Consider the following 24,804-nt stretch of genomic DNA (forward strand, 5'->3'; position numbering starts at 1 on the left):
CCGGGCGTACCGGCGTAAACGACCAAGGATCCGCTCGATGAGCAAGAAGCCCTATCGCATCGCAGTCATTCCCGGCGACGGCATCGGCAAGGAGGTCATGCCCGAGGGCATTCGCGTGATCGAGACGGCGGCCAAGAAGCACGGCGTCGCGGTGCAGTTCGATCATTTCGACTTCTCGAGCTACGACTATTACGAGAAGCACGGCCAGATGATGCCGGACGACTGGAAGGCGCAGATCGGCGGCCATGACGCGATCTATTTCGGCGCCGTCGGCTGGCCCGCCAAGATCGCAGACCACGTGTCGCTGTGGGGCTCGCTCATCAAGTTCCGCCGCGAGTTCGATCAGTACGTCAATCTGCGCCCCGTGCGGCTGATGCCCGGCGTGCCGTCGCCGCTGGCGGGTCGCAAGCCCGGCGACATCGATTTCTGGGTGGTGCGCGAGAACACCGAAGGCGAATACTCCTCGGTCGGCGGCCGCATGTTCCCGGACACCGATCGCGAGTTCGTCACCCAGCAGACGGTGATGACGCGCACCGGCGTCGACCGCATCCTGAAGTTCGCCTTCGAGCTCGCTCAATCCCGGCCGAAGAAGCACCTGACCTCGGCGACGAAGTCCAACGGCATTTCGATCACGATGCCTTACTGGGACGAGCGCGTCGAGGCGATGGCGAAGAACTATCCGGGCGTGAAGTGGGACAAGTACCACATCGACATCCTCACCGCGAACTTCGTGCTGCACCCGGACTGGTTCGACGTCGTCGTCGGCTCCAACCTGTTCGGCGACATCCTGTCCGATTTGGGACCTGCCTGCACCGGCACGATCGGCATCGCGCCGTCGGGCAACATCAATCCCGAGCGCAATTTCCCGTCGGTGTTCGAGCCGGTGCACGGCTCGGCGCCCGATATCGCAGGGCAGGGGATTGCCAACCCGATCGGCATGATCTGGTCGGGCGCGATGATGCTGGAGCATCTGGGAGAGAAGACTGCAGCGCAGTCGATCGTCGGCGCGATCGAGCGGACGCTGGCCGAGCGGACGCTGCGCACGCGGGATCTGGGCGGCAACGCTGATACGGTGGCGTGCGGCAAGGCCGTCGCAGACATGGTGGACTAGTCGCCGCTATTTGCTCGATGTCGCCCCGGCGAACGCCGGGGCCCATAACCACCGGCCGTCATTGTAGCCGCCGATATCTGCCACCGCGCGCCACAGATAAATCACGCGGTATGGGTCCCGGCGTTCGCCGGGACGACGGTGAGGGGGGCGGTAGCTCGATCAACATCGTCATTGCGAGGAGCGTAGCGACGAAGCAATCCAGGGTCGCCGCGGGACTCTGGATTGCTTCGCTTCGCTCGCAATGACGAAGGAGAGAGCCGTAGGGTGGGCAAAGGCGCGGCTCTGCTGCATCCCCGCATGAGATCGCGGTGGCGCCGTGCCCACCGTCTTGCCGCGTACGCGCTGATCGACGGTGGGCACGCTGCCGCCTAGCGGCGGCCGCTTTGCCCACCCTACGCGTCAACAACTACTTCTTCGCCACCCTGCGGCAGTGCTCCCACGCCGCGTGAATCAGGTTCTCGCTCGCCTCCGGCGTGCGGAACGCCGAGTGCGCCGACAGCGTGACGTTGGGAATCGTCGTCAGCACGTGATCTGCCGGCAGCGGCTCGGCGTTGAAGACGTCGAGGCCGGCGTGGCGGATGTGGCCGGAGCGCAGGGCGTCGATCATCGCTGCTTCGTCGACGATGGCCGCGCGGGCGGTGTTCACGAAGATCACGCCCGGCCGCATCTGCGCGATGCGGTCGCGGGACAGGAAGCCGCGGGTCTCGTCGTTGAGCAGGAGATGCAGCGAGACGACGTGGCTCTCCTTGAGCAGCGTGTCGAGATCGACGAACGCCACGCCCGGATGACTCTTCGGCGAGCGGTTCCAGGCGATCACCTTCATGCCGCTGCCCGACGCGATGCGCGCGACCTCCGCGGCGATGCCGCCGAAGCCGATCAGGCCGAGCGTCTTGCCGGTCAACTGCATGCCGTCGTCGCGCAGCCAGTTGCCGGCGCGCATCTCGCGGTCCATCTGCGCGATGCCGCGGGCCGAGGCCCACATCAGCGCGATCGCTGCTTCTGCAACTGCCGTATCGCCATAGCCCTTGATCAGGTGCACGGTGATGTCGAGCTCGGCCAGCTCCTCCGGATTCATGTAGCTGCGCGCGCCGGTGCCGAGGAACACGACGTGCTTGAGCCCCTTGCACTGCTTCGCGACCTCGGTGGGCAGGGCGGTGTGATCGACCACGCCGATCTCGGCGCCATCGAGAATGGCGGGCCAGTCGTCCGGCTTGATGTCCGGATCGAGATGCACGCGCATCTCGGGATCGCCCGATTTGCGCTGCCGCTCGAAGATCTCGGCAAGCGACTCGTTGGCGTCGATGAAAACTCCGCGCACGTGAGGATCTCCTCTAGGAAGTAGGCAAAATGGTCGCGCAGGACGAGGTCTGCTCCCTCCCCCCTTGTGGGGGAGGGTTGGGGAGGGGGGTGGCTCCGGGCGAGACCGCCGTTGTGGACCCCCATCCCCGACCCCTCCCCGCAGGGGGAGGGGAGCTCAGTGTGCCTGCGCGACTTCGATCGGAGAATGTTAACTTAAAGTAGGAGCGAGTGAGAGCAATCAGCCCGTCACGACGCCACGCCCGCCAGCGACAGCACGGTGTGCAGCAGCACGTTGGCGCCGGCGGCGCAGTCGGATTGCGTGGCATCCTCGAGCTCGTTGTGGCTGATGCCATCCTTGCAGGGCACGAACACCATCGCGGCCGGCATGATCGTGTTGAGATTGCAGGCGTCGTGGCCCGCTCCCGACGTGATGCGCCGGTGCGAATAGCCGAGCGTGCCGGCAGCGCGCTCGACGGCATCGACCAGCTTGGGATCGAAGTGCGTCGGCGGCTTGCGCCAGACCTGGTCGATCGCAATCTCGACTTTGCGCTTCTTGGAAATCTCGCTCGCCGCCGCACGCAGGCTGGTATCGAGCGCGTCCAGCGTCTCGGCGTTGGCGCTGCGGCAGTCGATGGTGAAGGCGATCTCGCCGGGGATCACGTTGCGCGAGGGATTGGCGATCACGGCCTCGCCGATGGTGGCGACCGCGTTCGGTCCGAGCTTGAGCGCGATCTGCTCCAGGGTGAGCGCGAACTCCGACAGCGCCAGCAGCGCGTCGCGGCGCAGCGGCATCGGCGTCGAGCCGGCATGGCTCTCGAAGCCGGTGACCTTGCCGTCGTACCAGAACACGCCCTGGCCGTGATCGACCACGCCGATGGTCTTGTTCTCGGCCTCCAGGATCGGACCCTGCTCGATGTGCAGCTCGACGAAGCCCGAGAATGTCTGCGTGCCGACCTTGGTCTCGCCGCGATAGCCGATCTCGTCCAGCGCCGCGCCCACGGTCATGCCTGCGGCATCTGTCCGCGACAAAATGTCCTCGACCGTGAAGTCGCCGACATAGGCGGCCGACGCCATCATCGCCGGCGCGAAGCGCGAGCCTTCCTCGTTGGTCCAGTTGACGATGCAGAGCGGCGCGTCGGTCTCGATGCCGGCGTCGTTGAGCGTGCGGATCACCTCCAGCGCGCCGAGCGTGCCGAGAATGCCGTCGAACTTGCCGCCCGTCGGCTGGGTGTCGAGATGCGAGCCGAGCCCGACCGGCGGCTTCGACATGTCGCGGCCCTTGCGAAGTGCGAACATCGAGCCGAGCGTGTCGACGTGCACGTCGAGCCCGGCATCCTCGCAGGCTTTGCGGAACCAGTCGCGGACCTGCTTGTCCTCCTGGCTCAAGGTCAGCCGCCGCACGCCGCCCTTCGGCGTCGCGCCAAACCTGGCGGTCTCGTGAATGCTGTCCCAGAGGCGGGCGGAATCGATCTGCAGATTGGTTACGGCGCGGCTCATGCTTGAAGTCCCTGTACTCCGGCGTCCTGTCCATCGCGCGCCGCGACGATGGCGTCAACCGATGTGGCCGGATGGCTGGCCGTCTGCGCGGTTCTGGCTGCGAGCTCGGCAACGCGCTCGATCGCGACCATCTCGGGGGACGACAGCCAGCTCGCCGTGAAGGTCAGCGGCGGAATCCGCAAATCCGTTTTCAACTCCTGCAGGCGTCCGCGCTCGATCTCGTTGGCGACGATCGCCGCGGGAATGACGGCGACGCCGAGGCCCTCGACGGCCATGTGGATCACGGTCGCCAGCGAGGCGCTGGCGTGCAGACGCATCGGCGGCAGATGCGGGCGATTGAAGAGCGAGCGCACATTGTCGTAGGGCTGGGTGTTGCGCGGGAAGGTAATGATTGGAAACCGTGCCATCTGCTCCGCCGTGATCAGACCTTTGCCGAAACCCAAAGAGGGGCTGGCCAGGAAGCTGATCGGATAGTCGCACAGCACGCGACTGCGGATGCCCGACGCGGACGGCGAGCCGAGCGCGAAGGCGAGCTCGATCTCCTGCGCCAGCAGCCGCGCATGCAGGTTCGGCGTGACGTCGACCTCGATCTCCAGCGACAGGTTCGGATAGCTCTCATTGACGCTCTTGATCAGCCGCGGCAGCCAGTCGTGCACGATGGTCTCGGCGACGCCGAGCCGGAGCACGCCGCGCATCGCGGAGCGGTCGCCGACCTCGGCCAGCATCTCCGCGCGCAGGCCGATCAGCTTCTCGGCATACACCAGCATCTGCCGTCCGCTCGCAGTCGGCGACGCCACGCGGTGGTCGCGGTTCAGCAGCTTGACGCCGAGCTCGCGCTCGAGCTGGGCGATCCGCTGGGAAATGGCCGGCTGAGTGGTGTTCAGGCGCTGCGCCGCGCCGCGAAAGCTGCCAAGCTTCACCACCCAGAGGAAGGTCTCGATGGAACGGAAATCCAACATCGCGCCCCGCTCGGATCAATTTGTCTTATCGATCCCGATTAAAAACGAAGATTAGACTTTATAGCATGGCTGATGTTCAGTGAGTTTGTCGAGATATTAGGCAAGTGGCACAAATGACTGTTTCTGCGGCACTGCAGCAATCAGCGGGTGGGAGTGAACTTCTCCCGAGCCATCAAGCCCGCCTGGATTATCGTGCCGGCAGGGGCTGGAGCACGGCGGGGGTCGCAAACGGCTTCGTCCAGGGCAATCTGGCTGTTATCCCCGAGACGTACGCTGGCGCCTTCCACCGCTTCTGCCAGCTCAATCCAAAACCGTGTCCGATCATCGGCATGTCCGAACCGGGCAATCCTTTCATTCCGGCGCTCGGCGCCGACCTCGACATCCGCACCGATGTGCCGCGCTATCGCGTCTGGCGCGATGGCGAGATGGTCGAGGAGCCGACCGATCTGCTTGCGCACTGGCGCGACGACCTCGTCACCTTCGTGCTCGGCTGCTCGTTCTCGTTCGAGGAGGCGCTGATGGCGGACGGTCTGCCGATCCGCCACATCGAGCAGGGCTGTCGCGTGCCGATGTACCGCACCAACATCGCCTGCACGCCGTCGGGGCCGTTCGCGGGGCCGATGGTGGTGTCGATGCGCCCGTTCAAGCCGGCGCAGGCGATCCGCGCCGTGCAGATCACGACGCGCTTTCCCGCGGTGCACGGCGCGCCGGTGCATCTCGGTCATCCTGAGCAGATCGGTATCGCTGATCTCAACACGCCGGACTACGGCGATCCGGTGCCCGTCGCCGCGGACGAAATCCCTGTGTTCTGGGCCTGCGGCGTCACACCGCAGGCGGTCATCGCCGCGGCCAAGCTGCCCTTCGCCATTACCCACGCGCCGGGCCTGATGCTGATCACTGATCTCAGGAACAAGGATCTCGCCGTCCTCTAATCAGCCAGCTTGTGCTGCTTTTTGAGCCTTTACCACCGACGTCAACCGCTTCATCGATGCGCTTTCATCAGAGGATCTTGCCATGACCATTACGCGCCGTAACGTCCTGCTTGGAGCCACCGCTGCCGCTGCTCTCGGTCCGATCGCCGCCCGCGCCCAGACGTCGGAAGTGAAGATCGGCGTCATCTATCCGTTCTCGGGCGCCAGCGCCCAGATCGGCGTCGACGCGCAGCGCGCGTTCGAGACGGCGGCCGAGATCATCAACGGCAAATACGACTACGACCTGCCGCTGGCCCGTACCGAGGGGCTGCCGGGTCTCGGCGGCGCCAAGATCAAGCTGGTGTTCGCCGATCATCAGGCGGATCCGCAGAAGGGCCGCGCCGAGGCCGAGCGCCTGATCACGCAGGAGAAGGTCGCAGCCGTCATCGGCTCCTATCAGAGTGCCGTCGCGGTCACCGCGAGCCAGATCTGCGAGCGCTACCAGATCCCATATCTCTCCGCCGACAACTCCTCGCCGAGCCTGCATCGCCGCGGCTTGAAATACTATTTCCGCGCCGCGCCGCATGACGAGATGTTCTCGCAGGCGATGTTCGACTTCTTCGATGCGATGAAGAAGAAGGGCACCAAGATCGAGACGCTCGCGCTGTTCCACGAGGACACGATCTTCGGCACGGATTCGAGCAACGCCCAGCTCAAGCTCGCCAACGAGCGCGGCTACAAGATCGTCGCCGACATCAAGTACCGCGCCAACTCGCCGTCGCTGTCGGCCGAGGTGCAGCAGCTCAAGGCGGCCAATGCCGACGTGCTGATGCCGTCGAGCTACACCACCGACGGCATCCTGCTGGTCAAGACCATGGCCGAGCTCGGCTACAAGCCGAATGCGATCGTGGCGCAGGACGCCGGCTTCTCGGAGAAGGCGCTGTATGACGCGGTCGGCGACAAGCTCGAAGGCGTGATCTCGCGCGGCTCGTTCTCGCTCGATCTCGCCGCCAAGCGGCCGATGGTCGGCAAGATCAACGACATGTTCAAGGCCAAGTCGGGCAAGGATTTCAACGACTACTCCTCGCGGCAGTTCATGGGCCTGATCGTGATGGCCGATGCCATCAACCGCGCCAAGTCTGTTGACGGCGAGAAGATCCGCGACGCGCTGGCCGCGACCGACATGCCGGGCGAGCAGACCATCATGCCGTGGAAGCGCGTGAAGTTCGACGAGAGCGGCCAGAACAACGACGCGGATCCGGTGCTGCTGCAATATGTCGGCGGCAAGTTCGTCACCATCTTCCCGACCCAGGCCGCGGTGGCCCAAGCCACCTGGCCGATGAAGTAGCAACCTCGAGTGTCGTCCCGGGCAAGCCGCGACGCGCGTCAGCGCGTGGCGGCGCCGACCCGGGACCCATACTCCGAGGCCGTGGTTGGACGATGATTGGTCGTCGTCGTGCCCCACAAAAACAGTCGTGGTTATGGGTCCTGGCTTTCGCCAGGACGACACCAAGTGTCACATCGAGAGTGGGGCAAGATCTGTGACAGCAGAAACAATCATCCAAAGTCTCGCCAGCGGCCTCTTGATGGGCCTGCTCTACGGCCTGATCGCCGTGGGGCTGGCGCTCATCTTCGGGCTGATGGACGTCGTGAACTTCGCCCATGGCGAGTTCCTGATGATCGCGATGTACGCGACCTTCTTCCTGTTCGCGTTCTTTGCGCTCGACCCGTTGCTTGCGGCGCCGCTGGTCGCCGCCGCTCTGTTCGTGTTCGGGGCCGTGGTCTATCTGCTGATCGTCAGATTCGCGGTCCGTGCCAAGGCCAATACCGGCATGGTGCAGATCTTCTCCACCTTCGGGCTCGCGGTGCTGATGCGCGGGGTCGCGCAGTATTTCTTCACGCCGGACTATCGCAGCATTCCGCACTCCTGGCTCGGCGGCAAGACGATCTCGATCGCGGGGATCTACCTGCCGCAGCCGCAACTGGTCGGTGCGCTGATCGCGATCGCGGCCTTCGCCGGGCTCTATTTCTTCATCCACCGCACCGATTTCGGCCGGGCGCTGGAGGCGACGCGAGAGGATGCCGGCGCGGTGGCGCTGGTCGGCATCGACAAGAACAAGGTGTTCGCGCTCGGCTGGGGCCTTGGAGCTGCGCTGGTCGGTCTTGCCGGCGCGGTCATGGCGATCTTCTTCTACGTCTTCCCCGATGTCGGCGCGTCGTTCGCGACCATCGCCTATGTGACGGTCGCGCTCGGCGGCTTCGGCAGCGTATTCGGCGCCTTTGCCGGCGGCATCGTCGTCGGCCTGGTCGAGGCCATCACCACGCTGATCCTGCCGCCGTCACTCAAGACCGTCGGTATCTACGGCGTCTATCTCCTCGTCGTCTTCATCCGCCCGCGCGGCCTGTTCGGATCGATCTGATGGACAAGGCATTCATCCAACGCCGCCGGCGCGACCTCGTCCTCGCCGCCTTCCTCGCCGCGGTCGCGGCCGCGGTGCCGCTGTTCGTCAAGGACGTCTACGTCCAGAACATCATGGTGTTGACCCTGATGTATGCGGCGCTGTCGCAGAGCTGGAACATTCTGTCCGGCTATTGCGGCCAGATCTCGCTGGGACACGCGCTGTATTTCGGGCTTGGCGCCTACACCACCGCGATCCTGTTCACCAAGTTCGGCGTGCTGCCGTGGTTCGGCATGCTCGCCGGCGGTCTCATCTCAGCCGTCATTGCGATGGCGCTCGGCTATCCCTGCTTCCGGCTCGGCGGCCATTACTTCGTGATCGCGACCATCGTCATCGCCGAGATCACGCTGCTGCTGTTTCAGAACTGGGACTGGGCGGGTGCGGCGCTCGGCATCGACATTCCGGTGCGGCGCGACTCCTGGCTGACGTTCCAGTTCACACGCTCCAAGCTGCCATACTTCTACTTCGCGCTGGCGCTGGCCTGCGTCGCCTGGTTCGTGACTTGGTGGCTCGAGGATTCCAAGTGGGGCTATTGGTGGCGCGCGGTGAAGGACAATCCGGTCGCGGCGGAGAGCCTCGGCGTCGACGTGTTCAACTCCAAGATGGGGGCGGCGGCCGTTTCGGCCTTCCTGGTCGCCATCGGCGGCAGCTTCTATGCGCAGTTCGTCTCCTATATCGACCCCGAGAGCGTCATGGGCTTCCAGTTCTCGTTGCTGATGGCGCTGCCTGCCGTGCTCGGAGGCATCGGCACCTTGTGGGGCCCGATGCTCGGTGCCGTCATCCTGATCCCGCTGACCGAGCTGACCCGCTCCTATATCGGCGGCTCGGGCCGCGGCGTCGACCTGATCGTCTATGGCGGCCTGATCATCGCGATCTCCCTGGCGCGGCCGCAGGGGCTGGTCAGTCTGTTCTCCCGCAAGCCGAGGCCGGCCGCCCAGCCGGCGAGAGAGGCGGTGGCGTCATGACCGCGCTGCTGGAAACCCGCAACATCACCCAGCGCTTCTCCGGCCTGACCGCGAACTCTGACGTCTCGATTTCGGTCGGGCGCGGCGAGATCGTCGGCCTGATCGGGCCGAACGGCGCCGGCAAGTCGACCTTGTTCAACCTGATTGCCGGCGCGTTCAAGCCGACTGAAGGCGCGATCATCTTCGACGGCGAGGACGTCACGGCGCTGCCGGCAGCCGAGCGCTGCCAGCGTGGCATCGGCCGCACCTTCCAGGTCGTGAAGAGCTTTGAGAGCATGACGGTGATCGAGAACGTCATCGTCGGCGCGCTGGTGCGCACCACTGTCATGCGCGAGGCGCGGCGGAAGGCGCATGACGTGCTGGCCTTCTGCGGGCTCGATACGCGTGCCGACGTGCTGGCGAGCGACCTCGTGCCGTCGGAGAAGCGGCGGCTGGAAGTGGCCCGCGCGCTCGCGACCGAGCCGAAGCTGCTGCTGCTCGACGAGGTGCTGACCGGCCTGACGCCGGTCGAGTCACAAAAGGGCGTCGAGCTCGTGCGTCGCGTGCGCGACACCGGCATCACGGTGCTGATGGTCGAGCACGTCATGGAGATCGTGATGCCGCTGGTCGACCGCGCCATCGTGCTCGATCTCGGCAAGGTGCTGATCGAAGGCAAGCCCAAGGATGTCGTCCGCGATCCCAAAGTCATTTCCGCCTATCTTGGAGACCGCCATGCTGTCGGTGCGTGACGTCACCACCGCCTATCAGGGCCTGGTCGCGATCTCGAATGTCTCGATCGACGTCAACAAGGGCGAGATCGTCTGCGTCGCCGGCGCCAATGGCGCCGGCAAGTCGACGCTTCTGAAGTCGATCGCCGGCGCCGAGCGGCCGCGTGCCGGCGCCGTCACCTTCGACGGCAATCGCATCGACGGCATGGCGCAGCATCTGATCACGGCCAAGGGCATTGCCTATGTGCCGGAGAACCGGCGGCTGTTTCCGCGGCTCTCGGTACGCGACAACTTGAGGCTCGGCAGCTATCTGTATCGCGGTGAGGCCAACCGCGAGGAGCCGCTCGACTTCGTATTCACACTGTTTCCGCGGCTGTCCGAGCGGCTCGAGCAGCGCGCCGAGACCTTGTCCGGCGGCGAGCAGCAGATGCTGGCGATCGGCCGCGCTTTGATGACCCGGCCGCGGCTTCTGATGCTCGACGAGCCGTCGCAGGGCATCATGCCGAAGCTGGTCGACGAGATCTTCCAGGCCGTCAAGCGCATCCGCGATGCCGGCATGACCGTGCTGATCGTCGAGCAGCGCATGGCCGAATGCCTGGAGATCGCCGACCGCGCCTACATCCTCCAGACCGGCCGCGTCCTGATGCAGGGCACGGCGGCTGAGATCAGCGGCAACAAGGATGTGCGGAAGGCGTATCTGGGGCTGTGATCGACTGTGTGCTTCGCAGCCGCCGAGCCGCTGCAAAGCAAGGGTAATACAGGGTTCTTGCTGCGGCCCCCTGGATCGCTTTGCTCGGTATGACGGAGTATGTGGGGGCTCCCGTGCCCACCACGACCGTCATTGCGAGCGGAGCGAAGCAATCCAGAATGCCAGACCAGTAGGAGGTCTGGCATTTGTTCTCTCGGTATTTCGAAATCACGATCGGAAGAATCAGGTCAGAGCATCGTACAAGTCATTCCATTGCGGATTGATCGCCTCGATCAGTGCCAATTTCTTCTTTCGGCTGCCTGCCTTGATCTGTTTCTCGCGTTCGATCGCGGCTACCATCGTTTCATGGACTTCGTACCAGACGAGCAGCTTGCACCCGTATGTCTTGGTGAATCCCGGAACGAGACCTTCACGATGTTGGTACGCGCGTTTAGGCAGGTCGCTGGTCACACCAACATAGAGCGCTCCATTGCGCCTGTTCGCCATGATGTAGACGCAGGGTTGTTTCATCGGATCGGCTACGAGGTCCGGGGCGACCGGAGTGGAGCGAGGTTATCCAGAGTCTTTTCCGCTGCCCCTGGATCGCTTCGCTGCGCTCGCGATGACGGAGTATGAGGAGGAGACGGCGCCCACCACAGCCGTCATTGCGAGCGCAGCGAAGCAATCCGGGGATTCCAGCCGATTAGAAGGTATGGATTGTTTCAGCGCAAGACCGCCTCGCAATGACCGAGGCCGCGTTATGATCCGTCGTAGCTTACACCATGCCCTTACCAGCGTCGGAGCCCTGGCGGCGCTGGCGGGCCTGCAGCACCAGGATCACGGACAGCGCGGCGAAGATCACCACGAACGACACCGCCGAGGTCAGCGTGCCCAGCGCGTAGATGTCGGGCTTCGTCACCGTCGTTGTCAGGCCCTGCAGCTCCAGCGGCAGGGTGTTGACGGAGCCGATGGCCTGGCTGGAGCGGGCGAGCTCGTCCCAGGAGAGCGTAAAGCCGAACAGGCCGATGCCGACCACGCTGGGCAGGATGATCGGCAGCACGACGTGGCGGAAGGTCTGCCAGGGCGTGGCGCCGAGGTCGCGTGCGGCTTCCTCCAGCCGGCCGTCGAAGCGGTTGAAGATCGCGAACATGATCAGGAGGCCGAACGGCAAGGTCCAGGTCAGGTGTGCACCTAAGCCCGAGGTGAACAGGCCCATGGCGGTGGTCCAACCGTCCGCCAGCCAGCCCAGGCCGACATCGGCGCCGTGCTTATTGATGAAGTCGTCGATCAGCCGGAACTCGAGCGCTATGCCGAGCGAGGTGATGATCGACGGCATGATCAGGCTCGCGATCGCCGTGTAGAACAGTACCGAGGCGCCGCGGAACGGCTTGCGGAAGGCCATGCCTGCGGCGACCGACAGCACCACTGTGATCACCATCACGACGAGCCCGAGCGCCAGCGACCGCTTGAACGCCGCGCCAATATCGACGATGCCTCCGCCGGAAAACACTTTGCCGAACCAGGTCAGCGACACCCCGTTCATCGGAAAGGTGAGGCCGCCGTCAGGCCCCTGGAATGACAGGATGTAGATCGCGATCATCGGCCCATACAGGAACAGCACATAGGCCGAAAAGAACAAGGCGAGGATGTAGAACGAGCGCGGCCGCTTGTCGCCCATGGCTCACAGCTCCTTGCGCACGTCGACGATCCGCGTCAGCGCGGAGATGATGATGATGGTGATGCCGAGCAGGATCACGGCATTGGCGGCGGCGGCCGGGAATTGCAGCGCGGAGAGGCGCGCTTCGATGATCTTGCCGGCGGAGGCAATCTGCTGGCCGCCCATCACGCCGATGGTGACGAAGTCGCCCATGACGATCGTGATCACGAAGATCGAGCCGATCACGATGCCGGGCTTCGACAGCGGAATGACGATGTTGACCAGTGTCTGCCAGCCCGACGCGCCGGCATCATAGGCGGCCTCGATCAGCCGCTTGTCGATGCGGATCATCGAATTGAAGATCGGCACCACCATGAAGAACGTGAACAGGTGCACCAGCGCCAGCACCACCGAAAATTCGGAGAACAGCAGCCATTCGATCGGCTTGTTGACGAGGCCCACACCTTGCAGGCCCTGATTGACGAGGCCGTTGCGTCCCAGCAGCGGGATCCAGGCGATCATCCGGATCACGTTGGAGGTCCAGAACGGGATCGTGCACAACAGCGACAGCACGATCTGCCAGGTCTTGCTGCGAACGTGGAAGGCGAGGAAATAGGCGACCCAGAAGCCGATCATCAGCGTCAGGCCCCAGGTCAGCAGGCAGAGCTTCAAGGTCTTGAGATAGGTCTTCAGGATGGTGCACAGCTCGGGCAGGTTGGCGACGCAGCCCTCGAACGTGTCGGTGTAGCCGCGGAAGCTGAACGCCGGGATCATCTCATATTCGTTGTAGTCCCAGGCGCTGACGACGACGACGAGCACGAGCGGCAACAGGAAGAACAGCGCGAACACCAGCATCATCGGGCCGGCCTGCAGCCAGGCGATCGAGCGCATGGTGATCTTGCGCAAAGCGCTCTCCGCCGGCGCCACGCTGTCAGGCGAATTGTCGATCGTCACGGCCACGGATGCAACCTGTCGTCCTGTGTGTGCGGGGAGAGAGACAAGGAGACCTGCCGCGCGGGAAAGCACGGCACGGCAGGCCGGGATCGTCACATCAGGCGGCGATGAACTCGTTCCACTTGCGGACCATGTAGTCGTTCTCGTCCATGACCGCGTTCCAGCACACGACGTTGCCCATGCGGTCCTCGTAGGAGCCGCCGTCGCGCACGGCGCCGGCCTTCTCCATCAGGGTGCCGTCCGGCGCCTTGATGTCGGCCTTCGCCGGCTTGCCTTCCATCCAATAGCCCCACTCGTCCTCGGTCATGTTGGCCTTGGCGGTGGAGAGCACGGCCGAGTAGTAACCCTGGCGGTTGAGATAGGCGCCGGCCCAGCCGGACAAGTACCAGTTGACGAACTCATAGGCCCAGTCGAGCTTCGGGCCGCCGGCCACCGCCTTGGAGACGCAGAAGCCCGAGGCCCATGAGCGGTAGCCTTCCTTGAGCGGCTGGAAGGTGCAGGGGATGCCCATCGACCGCACCTTGGTGACCGCCGGCGACCACATCGACTGGATCACGGTCTCGCCCGAGGCCATCAGGTTGACGGACTCGTTGAAGTCCTTCCAGAACGCGCGGAACTGGCCGGCCTTCTTGGCCTCGGTCAGGACCTTCATCGTCAGGTCGATCTCGGCCTTGGTCATGTTGCCCTTGTCGGCATATTTGTACTGGCCGGTCGCCTCGACGACGAGGGCGGCGTCCATGATGCCGATCGAGGGGATGTTGAGGATCGAGGCCTTGCCCTTGAATTCGGGGTTGAGCAGCTCGGCCCAGGAGTCGATCGGGCGCTTGATCAGGTCGGGACGGATGCCGAGCGTGTCGGCATTGTACACGGTCGGGATCAAGGTGACGAACTCGGTCGGCGTCGCCGAGAACGTCTTGGAGTTCGGACCGTCGAGATAGAGCACCTTCCACGGCGCGGTGCCCTGGCCGCCGATCTTCTTGCCGTTCGGCAGCTCGCCCTTGGTGAAGACGGGCGTGATGTTGTCGAACTCCTTGATCTTGCGCGCGTCGAGCGGAAAGATGTTGCCGGACGGCACCAGCTTCTTCAGCGAGAAGTATTCGGTGTCGAGCACGTCGAAGGAGTTCGGCTGGGTGATGACGCGCTTGGTCACGTCGTCGGTCGTCGCCGTGATGTATTCGATCTTGATGCCGGTGTCGGCGAGGCATTTCTTCGAGATCTCGTCGCCCTCGTTCACGGCGGTGCCGAGATAGCGCAGCACCTTGGCGTCGGCTGCGTGGACATAGGGCGCGCTGAGCAGCGTGCCCGAGCCGGCGAGACCGGCGACGCCCGCCGCGCCCTTGAGCAGCGCGCGGCGGCTGATGGATGTTGTCTTCGATCGGTCGGTCATGATCATCTCCTTGGGAAAACGAGCAAACGAAATCAGGCGACCAGCTCAGCGGCCGGTGCGGCTGCTGCTGCGGGACGGGTCGTCAGCGCATCGGCGAGCGCCGGATTCCAGGTGACGACGACGCGCTCGCCGATGCTGTGGGTCTGTGCATCGAACTGATCGTCGCTGAGCTGCGCCGAGATCTCGGGGCCGCCATCGGTCGCCACCGCGACCAGCACATAGGTGCCCTGATATTCGATCTTGCTGATCGTGCCCGGCACGGCCGGACCGTCGACCGCCGCATTCGGCGCCTTGAGCTGGATGCGGTCGACGCGTACGGCAAAGGTCTCGCCGTTCAGCGGGATCACGTTGTGACCGCCGATGAAGCGGGCGGCGAATTCGGTGCGTGGATGATTGAAGATCTCGCGCGGGCTGCCCTGCTGCTCGATGCGGCCGCCATTCATCAGCACCACGAGGTCGGACAGCGCCATGGCCTCGTCCTGGCCATGGGTGACATGGACGAAGGTGAGGCCGAGCTCGCGCTGCAGCCGCTTCAGCTCGGCGCGCATGCGCAGGCGCAGGAACGGGTCGAGCGCCGACAGCGGCTCGTCGAGCAGCAGGATCTGCGGCGAGGTGATCAGCGCGCGGGCCAGTGCCACGCGCTGCTGCTGGCCGCCGGAAAGTTGCGCCGGAAGTCGGGCTGCATAGCTCTGCATGTCCACCAGCTCGAGCAGCTCGCGTGCCTTGGCGTGGCGCTCGGGCTTGGACACGCCTTTCATCTTCAACGCAAACGCGACGTTGTCGATGACCGACAGATGCGGAAACAGCGCGTAGGACTGGAACATCATCGCGGTGCCGCGCCCGGCAGGCGGCAGCTCGGTCACGTTCTTGGCGCCGACGATGATGTCGCCCGATGTCGCCGATTCATGGCCGGCGATCATGCGCAGGGTGGAGGTCTTGCCGCAGCCGGACGGACCGAGCAGGCAGCAATAGGAGCCGGCGGGAATCCGCAGATCGATCGCGTCGACGGCGGTGACGTGACCGTACATCTTCGTCACCCTCACCAGTTCCAAGCTCGCGCCCGCCGCCATCCGCCCTCCGTCGTCCTGTCGCGTGTCGGTCATGATCGCGGCTCGCTCCATCGGGCGGCTGCGATCCGATCCGTCTGATGTCTGCAACGGATATGCCAAGGGTCGCCGTGGGGGCGGGGCAGTGCGCGAAGATTGCGCGTTGGGCGAGATGCGTATGCAACGCTCGAAAGGGCATTCCCCGGTCCCGGCGGCAGCCCGCTCAGATCGGGCGCCGATCCGGCCAAACAGCCGCGCCCACGCCGATGTGGAGGCATTTTGCCCTTGTCCTTTCGTGCTCCGGGCGTGCTGCGCGATGGGCTGCAATCGATGGTGGAAGAGCGGGGCGCATCCTCGCGCCGCGGCAGTGGTGTGCTGCCGGTGCCGTCCTTGTTCGACCGATCCGCCCGTGATTGCTGCCGCAGCCTTATCTTGCCTCAATATTAGGCATCGTTGCCGTCTGGAGGCAAGGCAGCTTGATCAGTGACAAGGCGGCGCAGGCTCCGCGGCATGCAGGCAGGTCGGCGGGACGCTAGACCCGCCGTGCCCGCGATCTGGCCTGCGCGGCGGCCACCAGCATGCGCTCGGCGATGTCGCGCAGCTCGCTGACCGCGATTGGATCGGAGGCGGCGAACGCGTCATAGGAGTCGGTTGCGATCGGAAACCAGCGATAGAAGCGGGCCTCCTCATAGAGCACCCGGACAGCGGCATCGATCTCGGCTGGCGTTGTTGCGGGATATTGCATGCCCATCCATCCGGACCGGTGGGATCAGTGATGATCGCTGTGATCGGGCAGGCCGAGGCCGAACACTTTCACCAGATCGTCGACCTGCTGCGGCGAGAGGTGACGCGGGTTGAGCCCGCGCAGCAGCAGATACAACTTTGCGGTCTCCTCGAGCTCCTCCATCGCGAATACGGCGGCTTCCAACGTATCGCCGGACACCACCGGCCCGTGATTGGCGAGCAGCACCGAGGCGTATTTGCCGGCGAGACCCTTGATGGCATCGGCTACCGCGGGATCGCCGGGACGATGATAGGGCACCAGCGCGGTCTGACCGCAGCGCATTAAATAATAAGGTGTCAGCGGCGGCAGCGCGGCGCGCGGATCGATGTCCGGCAGCATCGAGATCGCGACCGAATGGGTCGAGTGCAGATGCACCACGGCGCGGGCAGCATCGCGCGTCTGGTACAGCGCGGTGTGCAGCGGCACCTCCTTGGTCGGCGCGTCGCCCGAGACCAGCTTTCCCGCGGCATCGAGCCGCGACAAACGGGCCGGATCGAGGAAGCCGAGCGAGGCATTGGTCGGCGTGACCAGCCAGCCGCCATCATCGAGCCGCACGCTGATGTTGCCGGAAGAGCCCGGCGTCAGCCCGCGCTCGAACAGCGAGCGGCCGAACCGGCAGATGGCCTCGCGAATCGCAGTTTCCGCCACGGGACTTTCCTCGCATTTCGCTCTTTGGCCGCTTTGTCTCACGCTTTGGCAACGCGGCCAAGCCGTGATACCCAGAGTGCAGTCCGGGGCAACCGGACGTCACCAGGAAACGCTTCAGGGATCTGCCGCATGCCGTCGCCATCGCAATTGAAAGTCGCCGTGATCGGGCTCGGCTCGATGGGGTTCGGCATGGCGACCTCGCTGAAACGCGCAGGCTTCGAGGTGACCGGATGCGATGTCTCGGCGGATGCCGTGGCGCGCCTCGTCGCCGACGGCGGCAAGGGCGCGGCGAGCCCGGCCGAGGCGGCGCGAGGTGCCGACATCGTGGTCAGTGTCGTCGTCAACGCGGCGCAGACGGAAGCCATCCTGTTCGGCCCCGGCGGTGCTGCCGAAACCATGCCGAAGGACTCCGTGTTCGTCTCCTCCGCGACCATGGACCCTGACGTCGCGCGGCGGCTCGCGAAGCAGCTCGAAGCCACCGGCCGGCACTACCTCGACGCGCCGATCTCCGGCGGCGCGCAGCGCGCCGCGCAAGGCGAGCTGACGATCCTGGCCTCGGGCAGCGCGGCTGCGTTTGCCAAGGCGCGGCCGGCGCTCGATGCGATGGCGGCCAAGCTCTATGAGCTCGGCGATGCGGCCGGGCAGGGCGCCGCGTTCAAGATGATCAACCAGCTGCTCGCCGGCGTACACATCGCAGCCGCCAGCGAGGCCATCGCCTTCGCCGCCAAGCAGGGCCTCGACATCCGCAAGGTCTACGAGGTCATCACCGCCTCGGCCGGCAATTCCTGGATGTTCGAGAACCGCATGCCGCACGTCCTCGACGGCGACTACACGCCGCGCAGTGCGGTCGAGATCTTCGTCAAGGATCTCGGCATCATCCAGGACATGGCGCGCAGCCATCGTTTTCCGGTGCCAGTCTCGGCCGCCGCGCTGCAGATGTTCCTGATGACGTCGGCCGCCGGCATGGGCCGCGACGACGACGCCTCGGTGGCGCGGATGTACGCGCAGGTCACCGGCACGACGCTGCCGGGCTCCTCCAAGTAGCAAGCAGTACGACGAGTTTTCACGCCATGCCCCGTTTCGCAGCCAATCTCTCGATGATGTTCACCGAGCATCCGTTCCTCGACCGTTTTGCGGCCGCCGCGACGGCGGGCTTCACCGCGGTGGAATTCCTGTTTCCCTATGATCACCCGGCCGAGGAGGTCGGCAACAGGCTGCGCGGCAACGGCCTGACGCAGGCGCTGTTCAACCTGCCGCCGGGCAACTGGGACGCCGGCGAGAAGGGCTTTGCGGCGCTGCCTCAGCGCTTCGACGATCTCAAGGCCAGCCTGGAGACGGCGCTGCCCTATGCCAAGGCGACCGGCGTGAAGCGGCTGCACCTGATGGCCGGCATCGCGAACCGGGCGGATACGAAGGCGGTGGAGGCGTACTACAAGTCGGTGGCCTGGGCGGCGGAGTTCTTCGCGCCCCATGGCCTCGACGTCGTGATCGAGCCGATCAATGCGCGCAACGTGCCCGGCTACTTCCTCAACGATTTCGGCTTCGCCCGCGATCTCATCCGCGAGCTGAAGATTCCCAATCTCAAGCTGCAGTTCGACATCTATCACTGCCAGATCATCCATGGCGACGTCACCATGCGGCTGCGCGAGATGATGGACATCATCGGCCACATCCAGATCGCCAGCATTCCCTCGCGCAACGAGCCCGACGGCGAGGAGCTGAACTATCCGTTCCTGTTCGCCGAGCTCGACCGGCTGGGCTATGCCGGCTTCGTCGGCTGCGAGTACAATCCGCGCGGTCGCACCGAGGACGGGCTCGGCTGGTTTGCGCCCTACAAGGGAGTGAAGCCGTGACCTTGAAGCTCGGCTGCATCGCCGATGACTACACCGGCGCCTCCGACCTCGCCAACACCTTGACTCGCGCCGGCCTGCGCACGGTGCAGACGATCGGCGTGCCGGCTGATGACCTCACGCTGCCGGAGGTCGATGCCGTCGTGGTGTCGCTGAAGAGCCGGTCGATCGAGGCTTCGCTCGCCGTGGCCCGCTCACGCGAGGCCGACAAATGGCTGCGCGCACGGGGTGCCGACCACGTGCTGTTCAAGATCTGCTCGACGTTCGATTCCACCGATGCCGGCAATATCGGCCCTGTCATGGACGCGCTCGCCGGTGATGCGGGCGACGGCATCGTGCTGGTGACCCCGGCCTTCCCGGAAACCAGGCGGACCGTCTATCAAGGCAACCTCTTCGTCGGCAGCGTGCCGCTCAACGAGAGCCCGCTCAAGGATCATCCGCTCAACCCGATGCACGACGCCAATCTGGTGCGCGTGCTGGCGCGCCAGAGCCGCAGGAAAATCGGCTTGGTCGACCTCGCCGCCGTCGTGCACGGGCCGGAGGCGATCGGCCACAGGCTGCAGGAATTGGCCGCGCAGAGCATTGGTGCGGCGATCGTCGATGCCGTGTTCGACGCCGACCTGATTGCGATCGGCGCGGCCGCCTTGAAGAACCGGGTCTCTGTCGGCGCGTCCGGCATCGGGCTCGGGCTGGCGCGCGCTCTGGTCGAGGCCGGGCACGTGCATGCCCACGGCTTGGCGCATCACGCGGATGCACCCGTCGGCGGCATGGCCGCCTGCCTCGCCGGAAGCTGCTCGCAGGCGACGCTGCAGCAGATCGCGCAGGCCGAGACCATCATGCCGGTGCTGCATCTCGATGCGGCGGGCCTGGTCGCCGGTCCGGACGAGGCGCAGCGAGCGCTGGCCTGGGCGCGTGAGCGCATTGCCAAGGGGCCTGTCCTGATTGCCTCCAGCGCGACGCCGGATCAGGTCAGCGCGCTGCAATCCAGGCACGGCCGCGAAGTGGCGGGGCACGCCATCGAGCAGGCGATGGCCGATCTCGCCGAGGGGCTGATTGAGGCCGGCGTGCGGCGGTTGATCGTCGCCGGCGGCGAGACCTCGGGCGCCGTCGTTGACCGGCTGGGGATTCCCGGCTTCCTCGTTGGTCCAGAGATCGCGGCCGGTGTGCCGGTGCTTCGCGCAATCGGCGCGCAGGGCGGCGACATGCTGCTGGCGCTGAAGTCCGGCAATTTCGGCGGGCCGCAGTTCTTCGCCGACGCGCTCGGGCTGATGCGCTAACTGCGCGTCAGCCGACTGCCGGCTGCGTCGGCCTGTGCCGGATTTTGGAACGACGTGCTGGGCCTCGGTCCCGATCTCATCATCTGCTTAGTTTGTGAGCCGTCGCTCGGCACGGCAGCGCCGCCGTGCCGCCATAAGCATCGGGACGCACACTGAAAAAGCAGAAGTTTTTTGCGTGTAATGCCCGATAACTCCCGTAAATTAACGGTCTCTAGGGACCTCACCGCTATACCTCCGGTACGGACCGTCGCGTGACGCGTCCATCTGTGGGTAGGGCAATGAAACTGAATCGGATCGGCTACAAACTCGGGCTTGCTGGCGCCATCGGCGCATCTCTCGCGGTCGGCATGATCGCAAATCAGATGATTGCCGAGAGAGCGGTCAACGAAGCCAATCAGCGGGCGGAGAGCTCCCGGCGCGTGGTCGAGAGCGTCATGTCGGCCAGCATCAACATGCAGCAGACCCAGCTCGCGGGCCGCTCGGCCCGGCTGGCGCGGGTGCCGGCCGATGCCGAGAAGGCCGCTGCCGACATTCAGCAGTTCTCGGCCGCGATGGTCACGGACATCGACGGCGCCCTTGCGAACGTGGCGACGGCCGAAAATCGGTCTCGGCTGAGCCGGCTCAAGGAGCTGATGACGAACTACGCCGCCGGCGCGGTGGAGCTTGCCCAGGCGCAGAAGGCGCTGCTGCTGCAGATCGACAAGCGGAGCGCGGTCTCCAACGAGTGGACCAACGGTCTCAAGGCGCTGCTCGCCTCGCCGGCGCTGCCGAAACTTGCCTTCCGCGAGCGCGTCGAGCGGCAGCTTCATGCGGCCGATGCCAAGCTGAACTACATGCGGTCCCAGGCCTGGCGGTTCGGCATGACCGGGGATGCCGTGACGATCGCGCATCTGAAGCAGACGGTGCCGATCCTGAAGAGCTCGCTGACCGATGCCCGCATGCTGGCCGATGACCGCGAGATCCAGGCGACGATCAGCAAGCTCAACGGCATTGCGTCGGACTTCGTCGCTGCGAACGACGAGGTGGTCAAGATCGAAGGAATCAAGGAAGCGGTGCTGCGCGACCGTACGCTGGTCTATCTCGGCGAGGCCGACGAACTCATGACGGCAGCGATCCAGGATGCCCGCGCGCGCAACGCCAGCGCAAGATATGATGCCGACGAGGTGGCCGCGCAGGCGAGCCGCATCATGCTGATCGTCGGACTGGCCGTCCTGGCATCCGTGCTCAGCTCGGTCGTCTTCTCGTTCCTGGGAATCGCCCGTCCGTTGACCCGGCTCAATGCTGCGCTCGGCGAGATGGCGCGCGGCCGGCTCGACATCGTCATCCCCGGTGCATCGCGCGGCGACGAGATCGGCGATCTTGCCAAGACCGTGACGGTGATCCGGGGCAACGCGGAGGAGAAGGCGCGTGCCGAGGCCGAAACGAAGAATGCACAGGACGCGATCGCGGCGCGCCAGCGCAAGGCCGACATGCAGCGGCTGGCCGAGCAGTTCGAAGCCGCGGTCGGCGAAATCGTGAACACCGTCTCGTCGGCCTCGAGCCAGCTCGAGCAGTCCGCCACCACGCTGACCCAGGCCGCGACGCGCTCGCAGGGCTTGACGACGGCGGTTGCGTCCGCCTCGGAGGAAGCCACGACCAACGTTCAGTCGGTGGCGTCTGCGACCGAGCAGATGGCCTCTTCGGTTACCGAGATCAGCCGCCAGGTGCAGGAATCGGCGCGCATCGCCAACGACGCCGTCGGCCAGGCCCGCACCACGACCGGGCGTGTCAGCGAGCTGTCCAAGGCGGCCACCCGCATCGGCGATGTCGTCGAACTGATCAACACGATTGCCGGCCAGACCAACCTGCTGGCGCTCAACGCCACCATCGAGGCGGCGCGCGCCGGCGACGCCGGCCGCGGCTTCGCGGTCGTCGCCTCCGAGGTCAAGGCGCTGGCGGAGCAGACCGCGAAGGCAACCGGCGAGATCGGCCAGCAGATCTCGAGCATCCAGGTCGCGACGCAGGAGTCGGTCAGCGCCATCAAGGAGATCTCCTCCACGATCGAGAAGCTGTCGGAAATCTCCTCGACCATCGCAGCGGCCGTCGAAGAGCAGGGTGCGGCGACGCAGGAGATCTCACGCAACGTTCAGCAGGCCGCGCATGGCACGCAGCAGGTCTCGTCCAACATCGCCGATGTCGAGCGCGGCGCGGCCGAGACCGGGTCGGCCTCGGCCCAGGTGCTCTCAGCGGCACAGGCGCTGTCCGGCGACAGCAATCGCCTCAAGCAGGAGGTCGCGAGCTTCCTCGGCTCGGTGCGGGCGGCGTAACGCTGAGCAGCGGAAGCGACGAACTGCTGGTCGCGCGGGGGATTGGAAGGCCGGAGCATCGAACGCTCCGGCCTTCTGCGTTTTCTGGCCCAACAGGGACTGTCCGCGGCCCCGTCGCCCGCGGCTTTTCTGTTCGCGCTACATCGACGCCGGAAAACTAACCTGCGTAGTCAATCTGCGTTTTTAACTTGCGTTAAGAGTCGGCGTGTAGGGTCTGGTCATTCGCGGCCAACGCGCAGTCGAGCCCCACGGACAAACGGCGCTTCTCTCGTTCGGTCGCACGGCATGAGATGACGCGCCGCACGGCCAAGCCGGAGCGCGTTACCGATCTGGACGGGCAACGATCACTTTTCGATCGCTGCTCCGTATTTGCACGGACATGGTCTTAACCAGACTTAATTTTGGCTCCCGTAGCTTCCACGCGTGGGCTGCGGGCCCGTTTGCGTGACGACGAGGCGGGCCCACGCCCGTCGACGTGATCTGTCCCCGAGCGCCCCCAGCATGAGTCGCGCCGTGGAGACCGACATGTCCTTTGCAATGCCCCATCGCCTCAAGCTCACCATCGGGATCAAGATCTATGCCCTGATCGGTCTGAGCTTCCTCGGCCTGATCGGCCTGACTGCCTTCAATTCCCGCGAGCTCGCCGCAGGCCTCAAGCAGCAGAAGCAGCTCGAGCTCCGGCATCTGACCGAGCTCGCGCTCGGCATCTTCGCCGAGGAGCATGCGGCCGCGCAGAAGGGGACGATCTCGGTCGCCGAGGCGCAGAAGCGCGCTCTCGAGCGCGCCTCCCAGCTGCGCTATGGCGGCAACGAGTACTTCTTCGTCACGGACATGACCGCGAAGATGCTGATGCATCCGATCTCGACCAAGCTGGTCGGGCAGGACGTCGCGGACATGAAGGATCCGAACGGCAAGAAGCTGTTCATCGAGATGATCGATGTGGTTCGCCAGCATGGCCGCGGCTTCGTCGACTACGATTGGCCGAAGCCCGGCTCCGAGACGCCGCAGCCCAAGCTGACCCATGTCGCGGGGTTCGCACCCTGGAATTGGCTGGTCGGAACCGGCGTCTATATCGATGACCTCTCGGCGCAGGCCTGGGCCTCGACGCGGCAGTCGTTGACGGCGGCCGGAATCGTGCTGCTGATCCTGCTCGTCGTGTCGACGCTCGTCGGGCGCGGCATCACCAACCCGCTGCATCGCATGACCAGCGCGATGAAGAACCTCGCCGGCGGCCGTCTCGACGTCGAGGTCCCCGGCGTGGGACGCGGCGACGAGATCGGCGAGATGGCCGGCGCCGTCGAGGTGTTCAAGAGCAATGCGGTCGCACGTCACGCGCTGGAAGCGGAGCAGAAGGAAGCCGAGCAGCGGGCGCTGGCCCGCCGCAAGGCCGACATGCACAAGATGGCCGACGACTTCGAAAGCGCCGTTGGCGAGATCGTCGAGACGGTCTCGTCGGCTTCGTCCAGACTGGAAGTGTCGGCGGACACGTTGAGCAAGACGGCGGTCCGCGCCGGCGAGCTCGCAACCACGGTGGCGGCCGCGTCGGAGGAAGCGTCCACCAACGTGCAATCCGTCGCCTCGGCCACCGAGGAGATGACGTCCTCGGTCACCGAGATCGGCCGCCAGGTGCATGAATCGGCGCGCATGGCCAATGAAGCGGTCGAGCAGGCGAAGAAGACCAACGAGCGGGTGAGCGAACTGTCGCGCGCGGCGAGCCGCATCGGCGACGTGGTCGAGCTGATCAACAGCATTGCCGGGCAGACCAATCTGCTGGCGCTGAACGCCACCATCGAGGCGGCGCGTGCCGGCGAGGCGGGGCGGGGCTTTGCCGTGGTCGCCGCCGAGGTCAAGGCGCTGGCGGAGCAGACCGCCAAGGCGACCGACGAGATCGGCCAGCAGGTGGCCGGCATCCAGGCGGCGACACAGGAATCGGTCGCGGCGATCAGGCTGATCTCCGGCAGCATCGAGCGGCTGTCGGAGGTTTCCTCGACGATTGCTGCCGCCGTCGAAGAGCAGAACGCCGCGACCAAGGAGATCTCGCGCAACGTGCAGCAGGCGGCGCACGGCACGCAGCAGGTTTCCGTCAACATCACCGACGTGCAGCGCGGCGCGACCGAGACCGGCTCGGCGTCGACCCAGGTGCTGGAGGCGGCCCAGGGTCTGTCGACAGACAGCAACCGCCTCAAGCGCGAGGTCAGCCGCTTCCTGCAGACGGTCCGCGCGGCCTGAGAGGCCGGCAGCAATCTCATCAGCTAAATCAGCGATCCAACCAACGTGTCTCAACGAGTTTGAAGCTCCG

22 protein-coding genes are annotated in these 24,804 nt (G+C 65.4%); 12 read left to right on the forward strand and 10 right to left on the reverse strand.

Annotated elements, in window-relative coordinates; genetic code table 11:
- Positions 1-37: 37 nt before the first annotated feature.
- A complete protein-coding gene (locus QX132_RS17670) occupies positions 38-1,111 on the forward strand; it encodes a tartrate dehydrogenase (RefSeq protein ID WP_315776435.1) in 1,074 nt (357 codons plus the stop codon).
- Positions 1,112-1,517: 406 nt separating this feature from the next.
- Here QX132_RS17670 and QX132_RS17675 read toward each other — a convergent pair whose 3' ends face one another.
- The 3 genes from QX132_RS17675 to QX132_RS17685 form a co-directional block, all read right to left on the reverse strand.
- Complete coding sequence (locus tag QX132_RS17675; RefSeq protein ID WP_316162169.1) at positions 1,518-2,429, reverse strand: NAD(P)-dependent oxidoreductase; 912 nt, start codon at positions 2,427-2,429, stop codon at positions 1,518-1,520.
- A gap of 227 nt (positions 2,430-2,656) precedes the next feature.
- Positions 2,657-3,907, reverse strand: coding sequence for a Zn-dependent hydrolase (locus QX132_RS17680; protein ID WP_315813032.1), 1,251 nt, complete (start codon positions 3,905-3,907; stop codon positions 2,657-2,659).
- On the reverse strand, positions 3,904-4,866 hold the full coding sequence (locus QX132_RS17685; protein WP_316162171.1) for a LysR family transcriptional regulator: 963 nt from the start codon (positions 4,864-4,866) through the stop codon (positions 3,904-3,906). Before QX132_RS17685 ends, QX132_RS17680 begins: the two co-directional genes overlap by 4 nt.
- Before the next feature lie 113 nt (positions 4,867-4,979).
- Between QX132_RS17685 and QX132_RS17690 the strand changes: the two genes are divergently transcribed.
- The 6 genes from QX132_RS17690 to QX132_RS17715 all read left to right on the forward strand — a co-directional run bounded on the left by QX132_RS17690 (position 4,980) and on the right by QX132_RS17715 (position 10,617).
- Positions 4,980-5,798 carry a putative hydro-lyase gene (locus QX132_RS17690; RefSeq protein ID WP_316162173.1) on the forward strand — a complete coding sequence of 273 codons (819 nt, stop codon included), beginning with the start codon at positions 4,980-4,982 and terminating at the stop codon, positions 5,796-5,798.
- A gap of 82 nt (positions 5,799-5,880) precedes the next feature.
- A complete protein-coding gene (locus tag QX132_RS17695; protein ID WP_315737226.1) occupies positions 5,881-7,125 on the forward strand; it encodes an ABC transporter substrate-binding protein in 1,245 nt (414 codons plus the stop codon).
- A 193-nt stretch (positions 7,126-7,318) separates the two neighbouring features.
- Positions 7,319-8,197 carry a branched-chain amino acid ABC transporter permease gene (locus tag QX132_RS17700; RefSeq protein WP_315737227.1) on the forward strand — a complete coding sequence of 293 codons (879 nt, stop codon included), beginning with the start codon at positions 7,319-7,321 and terminating at the stop codon, positions 8,195-8,197.
- Positions 8,197-9,201 (forward strand): branched-chain amino acid ABC transporter permease, encoded by a 1,005-nt coding sequence (locus QX132_RS17705; protein WP_315776442.1) that lies wholly within the window; start codon positions 8,197-8,199, stop codon positions 9,199-9,201. Before QX132_RS17700 ends, QX132_RS17705 begins: the two co-directional genes overlap by 1 nt.
- On the forward strand, positions 9,198-9,929 hold the full coding sequence (locus QX132_RS17710; protein WP_315776443.1) for an ABC transporter ATP-binding protein: 732 nt from the start codon (positions 9,198-9,200) through the stop codon (positions 9,927-9,929). The genes QX132_RS17705 and QX132_RS17710 overlap by 4 nt, the downstream gene beginning before the upstream one ends.
- The gene (locus QX132_RS17715) at positions 9,913-10,617 is read left to right on the forward strand and encodes an ABC transporter ATP-binding protein (RefSeq protein WP_315776444.1); all 705 of its coding nucleotides are present in this window, start codon (positions 9,913-9,915) and stop codon (positions 10,615-10,617) included. Before QX132_RS17710 ends, QX132_RS17715 begins: the two co-directional genes overlap by 17 nt.
- Before the next feature lie 222 nt (positions 10,618-10,839).
- Here the strand turns inward: QX132_RS17715 and QX132_RS17720 are convergent, their stop codons facing one another.
- The 7 genes from QX132_RS17720 to QX132_RS17750 form a co-directional block, all read right to left on the reverse strand.
- Entirely contained in the window at positions 10,840-11,127 is a 288-nt protein-coding gene (locus QX132_RS17720) for a GIY-YIG nuclease family protein (protein WP_315798110.1), read from the reverse strand.
- A gap of 244 nt (positions 11,128-11,371) precedes the next feature.
- The gene (locus QX132_RS17725) at positions 11,372-12,274 is read right to left on the reverse strand and encodes an ABC transporter permease (RefSeq protein WP_315757782.1); all 903 of its coding nucleotides are present in this window, start codon (positions 12,272-12,274) and stop codon (positions 11,372-11,374) included.
- A gap of 3 nt (positions 12,275-12,277) precedes the next feature.
- Positions 12,278-13,213 carry an ABC transporter permease gene (locus tag QX132_RS17730; RefSeq protein WP_315779610.1) on the reverse strand — a complete coding sequence of 312 codons (936 nt, stop codon included), beginning with the start codon at positions 13,211-13,213 and terminating at the stop codon, positions 12,278-12,280.
- Between the two features lie 91 nt (positions 13,214-13,304).
- Positions 13,305-14,594, reverse strand: coding sequence for a PotD/PotF family extracellular solute-binding protein (locus tag QX132_RS17735; RefSeq protein ID WP_315813041.1), 1,290 nt, complete (start codon positions 14,592-14,594; stop codon positions 13,305-13,307).
- Positions 14,595-14,626: 32 nt separating this feature from the next.
- Positions 14,627-15,664, reverse strand: coding sequence for an ABC transporter ATP-binding protein (locus QX132_RS17740; RefSeq protein ID WP_316162299.1), 1,038 nt, complete (start codon positions 15,662-15,664; stop codon positions 14,627-14,629).
- A gap of 508 nt (positions 15,665-16,172) precedes the next feature.
- Positions 16,173-16,385, reverse strand: coding sequence for a hypothetical protein (locus QX132_RS17745; protein ID WP_315737235.1), 213 nt, complete (start codon positions 16,383-16,385; stop codon positions 16,173-16,175).
- 24 nt (positions 16,386-16,409) lie between these two features.
- Complete coding sequence (locus QX132_RS17750) at positions 16,410-17,072, reverse strand: aldolase (RefSeq protein WP_315779614.1); 663 nt, start codon at positions 17,070-17,072, stop codon at positions 16,410-16,412.
- Positions 17,073-17,192: 120 nt separating this feature from the next.
- On the opposite strand from QX132_RS17750, the gene ltnD reads away from it, so the two are divergent.
- The 5 genes from ltnD (at position 17,193) to QX132_RS17775 (ending at position 24,734) form a co-directional block, all read left to right on the forward strand.
- On the forward strand, positions 17,193-18,116 hold the full coding sequence (gene ltnD / locus QX132_RS17755; RefSeq protein WP_409997724.1) for an L-threonate dehydrogenase: 924 nt from the start codon (positions 17,193-17,195) through the stop codon (positions 18,114-18,116).
- 26 nt (positions 18,117-18,142) lie between these two features.
- A complete protein-coding gene (gene otnI / locus QX132_RS17760; protein WP_316162176.1) occupies positions 18,143-18,925 on the forward strand; it encodes a 2-oxo-tetronate isomerase in 783 nt (260 codons plus the stop codon).
- On the forward strand, positions 18,922-20,199 hold the full coding sequence (gene otnK / locus QX132_RS17765; protein WP_316162178.1) for a 3-oxo-tetronate kinase: 1,278 nt from the start codon (positions 18,922-18,924) through the stop codon (positions 20,197-20,199). The genes otnI and otnK overlap by 4 nt, the downstream gene beginning before the upstream one ends.
- A gap of 278 nt (positions 20,200-20,477) precedes the next feature.
- A complete protein-coding gene (locus QX132_RS17770) occupies positions 20,478-22,505 on the forward strand; it encodes a methyl-accepting chemotaxis protein (protein ID WP_315813045.1) in 2,028 nt (675 codons plus the stop codon).
- Positions 22,506-23,030: 525 nt separating this feature from the next.
- Complete coding sequence (locus QX132_RS17775; protein ID WP_316162180.1) at positions 23,031-24,734, forward strand: methyl-accepting chemotaxis protein; 1,704 nt, start codon at positions 23,031-23,033, stop codon at positions 24,732-24,734.
- Positions 24,735-24,804 lie beyond the last annotated feature (70 nt).

Origin of the sequence: Bradyrhizobium sp. SZCCHNRI20481 (genome assembly GCF_032485055.1) — a bacterium.
Taxonomy (GTDB): Bacteria; Pseudomonadota; Alphaproteobacteria; order Rhizobiales; family Xanthobacteraceae; genus Bradyrhizobium.

Excerpts from the sequence above, each read along its gene's own strand:
- QX132_RS17690 (WP_316162173.1), top strand. The coding sequence starts at position 4,980 with ATGACTGTTTCTGCGGCACTGCAGCAATCAGCGGGTGGGAGTGAACTT.
- QX132_RS17670 (WP_315776435.1), top strand. The coding sequence starts at position 38 with ATGAGCAAGAAGCCCTATCGCATCGCAGTCATTCCCGGCGACGGCATC.
- QX132_RS17725 (WP_315757782.1), bottom strand. The coding sequence starts at position 12,274 with ATGGGCGACAAGCGGCCGCGCTCGTTCTACATCCTCGCCTTGTTCTTT.
- QX132_RS17705 (WP_315776442.1), top strand. The coding sequence starts at position 8,197 with ATGGACAAGGCATTCATCCAACGCCGCCGGCGCGACCTCGTCCTCGCC.
- otnI (WP_316162176.1), top strand. The coding sequence starts at position 18,143 with ATGCCCCGTTTCGCAGCCAATCTCTCGATGATGTTCACCGAGCATCCG.
- QX132_RS17720 (WP_315798110.1), bottom strand. The coding sequence starts at position 11,127 with ATGAAACAACCCTGCGTCTACATCATGGCGAACAGGCGCAATGGAGCG.
- QX132_RS17770 (WP_315813045.1), top strand. The coding sequence starts at position 20,478 with ATGAAACTGAATCGGATCGGCTACAAACTCGGGCTTGCTGGCGCCATC.
- QX132_RS17740 (WP_316162299.1), bottom strand. The coding sequence starts at position 15,664 with ATGGCGGCGGGCGCGAGCTTGGAACTGGTGAGGGTGACGAAGATGTAC.
- QX132_RS17775 (WP_316162180.1), top strand. The coding sequence starts at position 23,031 with ATGTCCTTTGCAATGCCCCATCGCCTCAAGCTCACCATCGGGATCAAG.
- QX132_RS17680 (WP_315813032.1), bottom strand. The coding sequence starts at position 3,907 with ATGAGCCGCGCCGTAACCAATCTGCAGATCGATTCCGCCCGCCTCTGG.
- QX132_RS17695 (WP_315737226.1), top strand. The coding sequence starts at position 5,881 with ATGACCATTACGCGCCGTAACGTCCTGCTTGGAGCCACCGCTGCCGCT.
- QX132_RS17745 (WP_315737235.1), bottom strand. The coding sequence starts at position 16,385 with ATGCAATATCCCGCAACAACGCCAGCCGAGATCGATGCCGCTGTCCGG.
- QX132_RS17710 (WP_315776443.1), top strand. The coding sequence starts at position 9,198 with ATGACCGCGCTGCTGGAAACCCGCAACATCACCCAGCGCTTCTCCGGC.
- QX132_RS17715 (WP_315776444.1), top strand. The coding sequence starts at position 9,913 with ATGCTGTCGGTGCGTGACGTCACCACCGCCTATCAGGGCCTGGTCGCG.
- QX132_RS17685 (WP_316162171.1), bottom strand. The coding sequence starts at position 4,866 with ATGTTGGATTTCCGTTCCATCGAGACCTTCCTCTGGGTGGTGAAGCTT.
- QX132_RS17735 (WP_315813041.1), bottom strand. The coding sequence starts at position 14,594 with ATGACCGACCGATCGAAGACAACATCCATCAGCCGCCGCGCGCTGCTC.